The organism is Helicobacter kayseriensis (assembly GCF_021300655.1).
In the GTDB taxonomy this organism is placed as follows: domain Bacteria; phylum Campylobacterota; class Campylobacteria; order Campylobacterales; family Helicobacteraceae; genus Helicobacter_G; species Helicobacter_G kayseriensis.
This window is the reverse complement of record NZ_JAJTNB010000005.1, coordinates 70,341-82,053: the sequence shown is the minus strand read 5'-3', so window position 1 is coordinate 82,053 and position 11,713 is coordinate 70,341. Positions and strand designations below refer to the sequence as shown.

Sequence of the window (11,713 nt, the reverse complement as noted above, 5' to 3'; positions counted from 1 at the left end):
AAGAGAAAGAAATGAAAGATTTCATGGAGCCTCTTGTGTTTGGAGGCTCCAAAAGTTTTTCATAATTTATAGTGTGTGTCTTTTAAAGTCATTCCCCACCCAAAAGGTGGGGAGGCTTTTAGCTCTTCACACCAATGCTTCTTTGAGAACCTCAGAAATCTTTTCAACAGGAATGATCTCAAGAGATTTTCTGACCTCTTCTGGTATCTCATCCAAATCTCTTTGATAATTTTTTAGAGGGATTAATACTTTCTTGATCCCTGCCTTATGTGCCGCAATCAACTTTTCTTTAAGTCCTCCAATAGGCAAGACTTTCCCACTCAATGTTAGCTCTCCTGTCATTGCAATATCAGCCCTAACTGCTCGATCGCTCAAAACAGAAGCAATCACGCTAGCCATAGCGATCCCTGCACTTGGACCATCTTTGGGTGTAGCTCCCTCTGGAACATGAAGGTGAAGATCATAATATTCATAAATAGGCTTAGATTCTTTAGAATCTTTGGGTGCTTTGAGATTGCTTTTGAGAAGTTTTTCTGAAAGAAGCACTTTCACCACAGAATGAGCAATCCGTGCAGACTCCTTCATCACATCACCCAAGCTTCCTGTGAGATTCAAGCTCCCCTTCCCTAAAATCTTTGCTACCTCGATTTTCAATACATCTCCCCCCACAGAAGTCCAAGCCAAACCATTCACAACTCCCACTTGATCCACCTTGTCTGCAGGATCGATCTCAAAAACAATCTTGTCAAGAAACTCGTTGAGATTTTTTTGTGTGATAGAGACTTTATTTTTCTCTCCGCTTGTGCTATCAATCAAGATCTTTTGCGCACTTTTTCGCATAATCGTCGCGATCTGCCGACGCAAGTTTCTTACACCTGATTCTCGCGTATATTTTTCGATAATTTCTTTTAAAGCCCCATTAGCGATGCTTACCTCATAAGATTTGAGCCCATGCTTTTTGAGCTCTTGGGGGATGAGATATTTTTTTGCAATTTGTTCTTTTTCTTGAGGGGTGTAGCTTGAAATATGGATAAACTCCATTCGATCTCTAAGGGGGGCTGGGATTTGAGAAATATCATTTGCTGTCGCGATAAAGACGACATTTGACAAATCAAGATTGAAATTCGTATAGTAATCTCTAAATTCCTTATTCTGCTCAGGATCTAAAATCTCTAGCAAAACACTTGTAGGATCTCCCCTAAAACTTCTTCCTACTTTATCAATCTCATCCAAAACCATAACAGGATCCATGCTCTTTGCATCAATAAGCCCTTGAGTAATGCGCCCAGGCATCGCCCCAAGATAAGTGCGTCGATGTCCTCTTAACTCATTCACATCTTCTAGCCCACCAAGAGCCAAACGCACAAGAGATCTTCCCATCGCTTTAGCGATCGAGTTGGCCAAAGAAGTTTTCCCCACACCAGGAGGGCCATAAAAACACAAAATCGTTCCTTTAGAATCCTTGCTATCTTTCCCCCTCAATGCAAGCAACTCTTTCACTGCAAAATACTCTACAATCCTCTCTTTGGGCTTTTTAAGAGAATAATGATCACTCTCAAGCTGTTTTTGAACATTGGCAATAGAGAGCTTTTCTTTGCTCATTTTTCCAAAAGGAATCTCAAGCACCCATTCAATGTAATTTTGGACAATGCTTGCATCCCCACTATCTTGATTCATTTTGCTTAAGCGATCAATTTGACGCTTGATCTCTTTATGGATCTCATCGGTAATATGAGGTCTAATGTGGGCTAGTTTTTCTCTATAGCGTTCAATCTCTTCTTCTTTTTGTCCCTCAAGCCCCAATTCCTTATGAATCTGGCGAATTTGTTCTTTGAGGAAATATTCCTTATTGACGCGATCCATTTTGGTTTGAACGCGATTTTTGATCTCTCTTTGAAGTTTTTGATTCTCAATATCTGCGACAATCAACTCAATCAAATGCAAAAGTCTTTCTTGCACATCATTTTTTGAAAATAACTCATAAGCTTGGGCTTTTTTGAGCTTAAGACTTGAAGCGATCAAATCAACGATGCGATTAGGGTCTGATGAATCTTCAGTTGCCCTTAAGAGTTCTGGAGCGATACTTGAGCTTACATTTGCTAGGTATTGGAGTTGCTCACGCAAAACCTCAAGGGTAGCCTCAGCCATCTCTTGATTGTATGGTTTATAAACAAAGGGTCTTACAATCCCCTCAAGCGGAGTTTTAGAGATCAACTCCTCAATCACAGCCTTGCCAATCCCCCTAAAGAGAATCTTAACGCGACCATCAGGCAAGCTGACCTTACGCATCATCTCACCTACAACACCAACGGGATAAAACTCCTCATTGCTACCTTCTTTGAAAAATGCAATCAAAAGTTTTTTATCCCCTTTGAAAGCTTTGTTGATTGCTTGAATATTTTTTTGATTACTGATAAAGACTGGAGCAATCATAAAGGGATAAACATTTAAGTTTTCCTCAACGATAATATCGATCTTCATCAATTCTTCATTCATTCATTTCTCCTACCAATTAAAAATCATCACATACCAAGGCACATAAGAGGGCAAAATATAATCAATCTTTTTTATCTCCAAAGCTTCCATCATATACCAAGGCACACCATTTGTCACATTTCTAAAATTTTTTCTCAAATCCTGATCATTGCGTTCAAGATAAAGTTTGACTGCATATTCTTTGCCTTCTTTTTTATAAACATTGATAATCGAAGCGTTTAGCTCTGCCATCCCCAGCTTGAACTTAGTCATGATATATGCCACAAAAGGCGTATAAATATCATTGGGATAAGCATCTAAATAATTTTGTATATCAGCTATCGAATCAATCATAAACTGCTGATCTTTGCTGTGATTTTTGAAAGAGTAATATCGCGCCAAAATCTTCAAATAATTGATATAGCTATAGTTTTTGCGGTTAGAAAAACGCTTCAAATACTCATCAAAATAAAACTCAGCCAAAATAAACTCATCTTCTGCCATATGAGCATGACCCAAAGCAAGCATTGCTTCTGGAATCAATGGAGAATTCACATGCTCACTCTGCAAAGAAGAAAACTTTGTATCCGCAGATTCCAAATTGCCATAGCGAATTTCTTTGAAAATCTCCTCATACCAATACATCGCGGGTTTATCATACTCATCTGTTTTTTTGGAACATGAGGCAAAAAATAGACCCAAACACACAACAAGAATTACTGCCCCCTTTTTTGCTACTAAATCTTTCACCTCAACTCGTCCTATCTTTGATCATTGTTTGTGCAGTCAAGAGATTGAATTCTGTCAAACATTACACACAGTCATTGCAAAAAGAGTGCGATTATATCTCACACAACCATAGTTTATGTGTTAATTTTCAAACTTTTTAGGATAGAATAGCCCAAAAATGACGATTACAATCGACCTAGAAATTATAATTCAATGAAACACAGGAGACAGAAATGGTTTTTGAGGTTAAGTCACCCATCTTAGGATTTGAAGATGTGAAAAAAATGAGGCTTGAAAAGATTGATGATCTTTTTATGAAACTCTCCAACGATGAAGATTCCTCACCAATCTTTACACTCATCAACCCCTTTGCTTTACGCCCATATGATTTTGAAATCCCCTCAGCTCTTGAACTTTTGCTAGAGATCAAAAGCGAAGAAGATGTTTTGGTAGGAAATATTATGGTCTTGCAAACCCCTATCGAACAATCAACGATCAACTTTTTGGCTCCTGTGATTTTCAATGTCAAAAACAAAACAATGGCTCAAGTTGTCTTAGATAGCACAAAATATCCACAATATGGATTGACAGAATCTATCGACTCCTACTACAAAGACCAAGCTCCCCAATCTTAATGCAAAAATTTATCTTAGTCGGATATGGGAATCTTGCTTCTTCTATGATGCAAGGTTTTTCCACTCATCAGATGTTTTCTCATTGTTCATTTTTAATTTATGGTCGTGATTTTGAGCGCTCCAAAGCTTTTGCTTCAAAATATCCAAATGCTCAAGCAATCCCCTCTCTTGAAGATCATTTATCTCAAGATAGCACTTTGATTTTGTGCATCAAACCCAAAGGTATCCAATCTTTTCAAATTCATCAATCTTTCTTTTTGCTCTATTCTGTTATGGCAGGAGTTGATATTGCAACTCTTCAAAAACATTTCCCGCAAGCCCAAAACTTCGCTCGCTCTATGCCCAACATTGGCGCAAGCATTCAAAAATCATCAACAAGTCTTTTTTGCCTAGGTTCTCTTGAGGCACAAACTCTTGCAAAAAAACTTACTCAAGCTTTTGGAAGCGCAACGCTTTTGGCAAGTGAAGAACTCATTGATGCAAGTATTGCAACCAATGGAAGCTCTCCTGCCTTTTTGTCTCTTGTGGCTGAGGCCTTAATCGAATCTGGTGTGCGTGAGGGGATCCCGCTCTCTCAAAGCAGAGAACTTGTATATGCGACTTTTGAGGGTTTTGCACAACTTCTTTTGACTCATTCTCCTCAAGAAATCAAAGCTCTGGTGACAAGCCCTGCAGGAACTACTGCAGAAGGCTTGGCTTATCTTGAAAATAAAGGCTTTAAGGGGATCTTGCAAGAAGCCTCTCATCAATCAGTCTTAAAAGCTAAGGGAAAAATCTAAGCTTTGAGTGATTTTCGGCTTATTGCTATTTTGGGTGGGAGTGGGAGTGGAAAAAGTGCTCTAGGCTTAGAGCTAGCTCAAAAATTACACTGCGATATTTTCTCTCTAGATTCTTTATCAATCTATCAAGAATTTGACATCGCCTCTGCCAAACCCTCTCTAAAAGAACTAAGCCAAATCCCACACTATGGAATCAATATCCTCAAACCCAATGAAAAAAACAATGCAATGCTTTTTAGAAATCTTTTGTTTGAGGCGATCAAACGAAGCAAACAAAAAGGACGCTCTTCGCTCCTTATTATCGGAGGATCAAGCTTTTACCTCAAAAGTATTCTTGAAGGACTCTCACCTCATCCTTATCTAAACATAGAGCAATCTCAAAACATCGCACAAAAAATCAAATCTCTCCCTGATTTATATCAATTTTTGCGACAAATCGACCCAGATTACAACATCCATCCCAACGATACCTATCGTCTTCACAAGGCTCTTGAGATTTATTTCTCCACTCAGATGCCCCCTACACAATATTTTGCAAAATACCCCAAAGAAAGCTTCCCATACCCAATCGAAAAATATGCCATCAAAATTGATCGAGACATCTTAAGAAATCGCATCATGCAACGCACGCAAAAAATGCTCAATCAAGGGTTACTTCACGAGATCGAAAGCATCTTTACAAAATATGATTATTTGATTCAACCTGCCAATGCCATTGGTGTGCGCGAAAGTATCGAATATCTCACACAAACTCCACTTGAAGTTTTACAGGGTAAAACTCCTCCAAGCAATCCAATCATTGCCAAAAACACTCAAGAACTATGCGATCTTATTTCCACCCACACAGCTCAACTTGCCAAACGCCAAACCACTTTTAATCGCACACAATTTGGAACAATCCATCCCCCCTCTTCTATCCAAAACGCTCAAGAAGGAATCATTTGGAGCAGTTCTGAAGAACTCCTCCGCATCATTCCCTAGCTTTTATATTTCTCCTCATCTAGCATTCCAAGCTCTTTATCCACGGCAATACTTGCAATCATCCCTCCGCTGACATTGCTCATCGTTCTTGCCATATCCATAATCGGATCAATCGCCAAAACAATTGCCAAAATCCCAAAATGCTCACCCATACCAAGACCTGTCAAAACAATCGAAGCCACCATTGTCGCAATCCCTGGAATCCCAGCCACACCAATAGAAGCAACCATAGATAAAAGCACGATCATGATCCCCTGAACCAACCCCACCTCAATACCCAAAGCATGAAAAGCAAAAACGCCTACAAGTCCGCCAAAATATCCTGCACACCCATTTGCACCAATTGTTGTCGCCAAAGTTGCGACAAAAGAAGAGCTCATAGAACTCACACCCATTCTCTTCTCAAGCACATCAATCGTTACAGGAAGAGTGGCAACACTTGATCTTGAAGTGAAAGCCATCATAAGCGCAGGGATAGCCTTTTTAAAATAAAGCAGTGGATTTAATCCATGCAAAGACAACACAATAGCATGCACAACAAACACACAAAGAGCACTGAGATAAATCAAAGCGATAAATTTCAAAACAGGAGAAACAGCCTCAATACCATATCTCATCAAAACTCCTGAAATCATTGTGACTACAGCATATGGCATAAATTCAATCACAAGCATTGCAATCTTCATCATCACTTGATGCAAAAAATCAACACATCTTACAAATGATTGATAAAAAGGATGTTCATCTCCCACAGATCGAATACTTAAGGCAAAAATCATCGCAAAAATCACAACACCTACAACAGCATTTTTTGCCATTGTCTCAATGATATTGCTTGGCATAAGCCCCAACAAAATTTGATCTAGCCCTTGAACTTCTCTAATCTCTTTTGATCCATCAAGCAAAAATCCTTCACCCAAAGCATAATAAGTCCCCAACAAAACTGCGATCCCAGAAGCAATCCCAGTTGTTAATAAAAGCCAAAAAAGACTACGAGAAAACATTGAGGAAAGTTTAATATCACTTCTTAGATTCAAGATGACATACAAAATACCAATCAAAACAATTGGCACGACAATGAGCTTTAAGAAATTGACAAAGATTGCAGAAAGAAAATTTATCCACGCATAAGTTTGGCTATACCAAATCAATGCATTTGAGAGTTCAGATACACCTTTTTGTGGAAATCCTGCAAAATATTGCATCCCAAATCCAAATCCCACTCCACATAAAAGTCCCAAAAACATTCTTTGAGAAAAACTTAAATATTTCCTAACCTGCCTAAGCAACAAAAAAATACAAGCCAAAACACATAGTGCAAGTAAAGTTCCCCACGATGAAAGTAAAAAAAAGTTTTGTAAAAACAAAGTCATAGATTCTCCTTATGTTGTGCTCAAAACTTGAGCTTTTGATCTCTATCTTAAAGTTGCTAGAAAACCGCGATCCAACCCACTTAGATCTTGATAAAACTCAAAAGAAAACTTATCTTGAAGCTTCTTTTGCATCTTTGCTCTTTGATCATATCCCATTTCACAAACCATAAATGGAATAGAACACTCACATACCCTATCTACTAAGGCATACAGTATTTCCTCTCCCCCTTCTCCACCAAATAAGGCTTCTTTTGGTTCATATCTAACATTGGGCGGCAAAGAATAATCAAGCCCAATATAGGGAGGATTGGATACGAGCAAATCAAATGTTTTGCAATGCAATAATCCCACATCCTCTAAGATATTGGTCCTTGCGAATTTAACACGATTTTCAAGAGTTTTGTCATAATTTTTGCAAAAAAAGTCCAAATTTATTTGACTAACTTGCAATGCTAGTGGATTAATATCGCTCCCCACAACTTCAATCTCTGGATGCAAAAGAGCTAAAGTGATACCAATTATTCCACTTCCCATACCAAATTCAAAAACATATTTAATATGATGTTTTTGAATCAACTCGCTTGCTTTTTCAATCAAAATCTCCGTCTCTGGACGGGGGATCAAAACTCCCTCTTTGATATTCCATACATATCCATAAAAACCAACCCTTTCAGTCAAATACTCAATAGGCATATGGCTTTTTGCCCTAGCAATCTTTGCTTGGAATTTCTCAAAGTCTTCTTTTTGCAATTCCTTTTCACTAAAAGCATGCAAATAAGTCCTCTCCACGCCCAAAATATATGCAAGTAAAATCTCAGATTTTAATCTAGGACGATCTAGTTGCGCAAGCTCTTGCACCCCAAAAGCAAGAGCATCTCGAATCGCTTTTTTATCCATTTTTATCTTGATATTTCATAATCCAAAGCTTTTAGACGCTCTAAAAGAGGGGGGTGTGTATAGTGAAAACAAATATATAAAGGATGAGAGTGTGGAAAAGATTTATTTTTCTCCACAAGTCGAACAAGTGCTTGCGCCAAAGCCTTTTTGGAACTCAAAGATGCACCAAAGGCATCTGCTCTATACTCTGCTTTTCTAGAAAAAAATCCCACAAATGGCAAAAACCAAAATGCAATCAAAGGCATCATCAACAATAAAAGCATCAAAAGATTGGCTGGTGTTTGAGACAATCCCAATCCTTCAAACAAAGATTGGGGCAAAGATCCCAACAAATAAAAAATACAAAACAAAAACACACCTTGAACAACAATGCCAAAAACCAAATCTTTATGTTTAAAGTGCCCAAGTTCATGACCCAAAATTGCAATCAAACCCTCAGAGCTGATCTTTTCAAGCAAGGTATCAAATAAAACAACACGCTTATTTTTTCCAAATCCTCCAAAATATGCATTGAGTCGGCCATCTCTCTTGCTTGCATCCATGACAAAAATACCACTGCTTTGAAAACCTACACTTTTCATCAACCCTTCAATCTTTTCTTGCAATAGAGAATCTTGCAAGGGGGTGAAGGTATTAAAAAGAGGTGCAATCCAAGTGGGATACAAAAAGTTGATCATAAGCACAGTTGCAAAAACAAAAACTGCACACCAAAGCCACCAAGTTTGCAAATAATGAATCAACAAAACCAATCCATACAACACCAAACTACCCGCAACTACCAAGAGCGACATTCCTCTTACAAAATCCATCAAAAACAATTTGATCGTTTGATGACTGAAGCCATATTGCTTATCAATCACCATTTCTTGCCAATACTTAAAAGGAAGATGAAAGATTTGCATAAAGACCAAAAGTCCCAAAACGATTAAGACTTGATTCCCAAATCCATGAGCAAAAAAATCAACAAGATTGAGCCATTTCAATCCATATAAAATCCAAAATACAAAAAATGCAAAACCAAAAAGATCTTGAAAAATCGACAGACGCAACTTAGCCAAAGCATAATGCCCAGCCTCAAGATAATCTTTGGGAGATAATAGCACCGCATCAAATTGCATCGTTTTTTGAATATGACGATATTGCAAAATATTCAAAAAAAGATTTGGAATCACAAAACAAATCAAATAAAAAGTAATTAATTCATAATTCATATCATTTCATCCAAATTAAATTTTTCTCAAATCATAATCATTTTTTCGTTTGGCTAAACAAACAAGCAAATAGAGCACTGGGGTATCTAAAATTGCTAAGCAAACAAAAATAAGATAGCTTGACAAAATAATCTGAATTAATACATCCAAAGGATAGACTCCCCAAAAAGCACATATAGTAAATAAAATCGTATTGACAAATTGAGAAATCAATGTTGATCCATTATTGCGGAGCCAAAGCCATCTTTCCCTTTCTCCACAAAGCCTAATACTCCATTTCCACCACCAATGATAAAGCCAAACATCCAAATAAGAAGCGATGGCAAAAACCAATAAAGAAGCAATAATGATTCTAGGAGTTTGTGCAAAAACTTTTTGAAAACTCTCTCCTGCTTGATGATCAATAGGCAGATAGTGCAACCAAAGTTGCGAAAACATCAAAAACAAAGCACTAAAAAAGAGGGTGATTCCAACAGCTTTTTTTGCCTCATCTTTCCCTTTTATTTCGCTCAATGCATCTGTTATCAAAAAGGTTGAAGCAAAAAGAACATTTCCCAAAGTTTGCGTCACACCAAAAGCATCGATCAAAAGGCTCACTTCAATATTTGCCACAATCGTTGCAAATACACCAAAAACCAAAAGCCCCCTTCTTCCAAATAATGTATAAGATACGATCACACCCCCATAAGTCATCAAAAGACTAAGACACAATAATATTTCATTTATCATTTCTCAACCGACTCCAAAATCTGTATTACTCAATAAAAAGTCAATCCGCTCATTATCTTGATATCTAGGATAAATTGTCTGCAAAAATTCATCAATGATTGTTTGGTCTGCTTGCATTTTGGAATTATTGCACATCACATTGACACAAATTCTCTCAAAAAGCTCCAAGCCAAGCTCCAAATCCTTCTCAATCATCTTAATATTCTGACCTTTGATACCTACAAGAAAATTTGCCTCATCAAAATCTTTTGCAATTTGAGCATAATTTTTTTCTTTGATTCCCTTTCTTAGCACTCCTTCACGGAATGCTTCATCAAAGCTCTCCAAACCCAATTTAATCTTCACTTTAAAATCTTTAAAAAACTCTTTTAGATTTGGAATCTCATCTCTATAAAGATAGTGGCATTCAAAGATCAATTGAGTGATCTTTTTTTGAGAAGCAATTTCTTTGATTTTGTGAAGAGTTTGCATACTTAGCTCACCAAAACTCCCCGAATTGATCACTTCTAACACTCCATATTTTCCACTTACACAACTTAAAGCCTTAGCATTAATCTCTTCTTGCTGATTAGAAACATCTAGATAATAATCGCAAAAACGACAATGCTTATAGCGACAACCACTCCCTTGAAGCAAAACAATCTCTCGTTTATGTTTTGTCTCAATCAAACCATAGCGTTTAAGCTCTCCCACTTCCCCTCCTCTGTTTTTCATAAAATTCTTGTTTGTACTGCTGAAATCTTCCCTCTACAATCGCCAATCTTGCCCCTCTAGTCAAATTAAGATAAAACCTGAGATTATGAATTGTGGCCAATCGATGATATGTGATTTCATGACTTCTAAACAAATGATGCAAATATCCGCGTGAGAAATTCTGACAAGTATAACAATCACACTCCTCATCAAGAGCAAAATCCTCCAGCGCATGAATGGAAGATTTGATTGAAATTTTTCCACGACTTGTGAAAATACTCCCATTGCGTGCATTGCGTGTAGGCATCACACAATCAAACATATCCACTCCTCTTGAGATTGCCTCAAGAATATTCTCAGGTGTTCCAACACCCATTAGATAGCGTGGTCTATCACTTGGAAGAAAAGGAAGAGTAAAATCAAGCGTTTCATACATTTCTTCTGCACTTTCTCCTACAGCAAGCCCACCTATAGCAAAACCATCAAATCTTTTTTCTACCCCCTCTTTTTTTGCACTAAGCTCCACCAAAGCAGTTGCGCTCATCTTTCGAAAATGCTCATCTGTCCCCCCCTGCACAATCGCAAAAAGATGATTGCTTTGAGCTTTATTCTGCAAGAGTTGCTTAAGATGATGTTCTAGACTTTCTTGTGCCCACTTTGTTGTGCGATGAATTGATTCTTCAATCCTCTCCTTACTTGCAGGCAACCCAACCAAATCATCCAAAACCATCATAATATCACTATTAAGATCATATTGGATATCAAGCACCTTTGAGGGGGTAAAGAAATGCTTGCTCCCATCAATATGGGATTTAAACTCAATCCCCTCTTCTTTTCTTTTTCCTCCTAAACTAAAAGCTTGGAATCCTCCACTATCAGTCAAAAAATTCCCCCTATATCCACTCATCCCATGCAATCCCCCAAAGTATCTCACCCTCTGTGCTGTTGGCCTAAGATATAAATGATAAGTATTTCCCAAAATAATTTCTGCACCTAGGTGATTTGTCACATCAAAACAATCTAGCCCCTTAATCACACCTTGAGTCCCAACAGGCATAAAAACAGGAGTCTGCACATCTCCATGTGCAAGCTTGATTTTCCCTGCCCTTGCATTCCCATCTTTTTGCAATAGCTCAAACACCCTTTTCTCCTTTGAAAAATTAAAATTTTAACAAGTTTTAATCCTCTGCCAAACCCGCAAGTCTCTAAAA

General features: G+C 37.7%; 11 protein-coding genes. 3 read left to right on the top strand and 8 right to left on the bottom strand.

The window, feature by feature from the left end:
• Positions 1–126 precede the first annotated feature (126 nt).
• Together lon and LW137_RS05105 are read right to left on the bottom strand one after the other, a co-directional pair.
• Positions 127–2,496, bottom strand: coding sequence for an endopeptidase La (gene lon / locus LW137_RS05110; RefSeq protein WP_233033854.1), 2,370 nt, complete (start codon positions 2,494–2,496; stop codon positions 127–129).
• Between the two features lie 9 nt (positions 2,497–2,505).
• The gene (locus LW137_RS05105; RefSeq protein WP_233033849.1) at positions 2,506–3,225 is read right to left on the bottom strand and encodes an outer membrane protein assembly factor BamD; all 720 of its coding nucleotides are present in this window, start codon (positions 3,223–3,225) and stop codon (positions 2,506–2,508) included.
• A gap of 212 nt (positions 3,226–3,437) precedes the next feature.
• On the opposite strand from LW137_RS05105, the gene fliW reads away from it, so the two are divergent.
• Genes fliW through miaA form a run of 3 tightly spaced genes read left to right on the top strand, consistent with a single transcriptional unit; the run spans position 3,438 to position 5,599 of the window.
• On the top strand, positions 3,438–3,839 hold the full coding sequence (gene fliW / locus LW137_RS05100; protein WP_233033848.1) for a flagellar assembly protein FliW: 402 nt from the start codon (positions 3,438–3,440) through the stop codon (positions 3,837–3,839).
• Positions 3,839–4,618, top strand: coding sequence for a pyrroline-5-carboxylate reductase (locus LW137_RS05095; RefSeq protein ID WP_233033847.1), 780 nt, complete (start codon positions 3,839–3,841; stop codon positions 4,616–4,618). Before fliW ends, LW137_RS05095 begins: the two co-directional genes overlap by 1 nt.
• 3 nt (positions 4,619–4,621) lie before the next feature.
• Positions 4,622–5,599 (top strand): tRNA (adenosine(37)-N6)-dimethylallyltransferase MiaA, encoded by a 978-nt coding sequence (gene miaA / locus LW137_RS05090; protein WP_233033846.1) that lies wholly within the window; start codon positions 4,622–4,624, stop codon positions 5,597–5,599.
• Here the strand turns inward: miaA and LW137_RS05085 are convergent.
• Genes LW137_RS05085 through tgt form a run of 6 tightly spaced genes read right to left on the bottom strand, consistent with a single transcriptional unit; the run spans position 5,596 to position 11,643 of the window.
• Positions 5,596–6,972, bottom strand: a complete 1,377-nt coding sequence (locus LW137_RS05085; RefSeq protein ID WP_233033844.1) for a dicarboxylate/amino acid:cation symporter — start codon at positions 6,970–6,972, stop codon at positions 5,596–5,598. The genes miaA and LW137_RS05085 overlap by 4 nt on opposite strands.
• A gap of 42 nt (positions 6,973–7,014) precedes the next feature.
• Positions 7,015–7,869: a N5-glutamine methyltransferase family protein gene (locus LW137_RS05080; RefSeq protein WP_233033842.1), complete on the bottom strand. Its 855-nt coding sequence runs from the start codon at positions 7,867–7,869 to the stop codon at positions 7,015–7,017.
• Positions 7,870–7,871: 2 nt separating this feature from the next.
• Positions 7,872–9,080: a M48 family metallopeptidase gene (locus LW137_RS05075; RefSeq protein ID WP_233033840.1), complete on the bottom strand. Its 1,209-nt coding sequence runs from the start codon at positions 9,078–9,080 to the stop codon at positions 7,872–7,874.
• A 15-nt stretch (positions 9,081–9,095) separates the two neighbouring features.
• Positions 9,096–9,809: a queuosine precursor transporter gene (locus LW137_RS05070; protein WP_233033839.1), complete on the bottom strand. Its 714-nt coding sequence runs from the start codon at positions 9,807–9,809 to the stop codon at positions 9,096–9,098.
• A gap of 3 nt (positions 9,810–9,812) precedes the next feature.
• Complete coding sequence (locus LW137_RS05065; RefSeq protein WP_233033830.1) at positions 9,813–10,523, bottom strand: hypothetical protein; 711 nt, start codon at positions 10,521–10,523, stop codon at positions 9,813–9,815.
• Positions 10,489–11,643, bottom strand: coding sequence for a tRNA guanosine(34) transglycosylase Tgt (tgt, locus tag LW137_RS05060; protein ID WP_233033828.1), 1,155 nt, complete (start codon positions 11,641–11,643; stop codon positions 10,489–10,491). Before tgt ends, LW137_RS05065 begins: the two co-directional genes overlap by 35 nt.
• Positions 11,644–11,713: the final 70 nt, after the last annotated feature.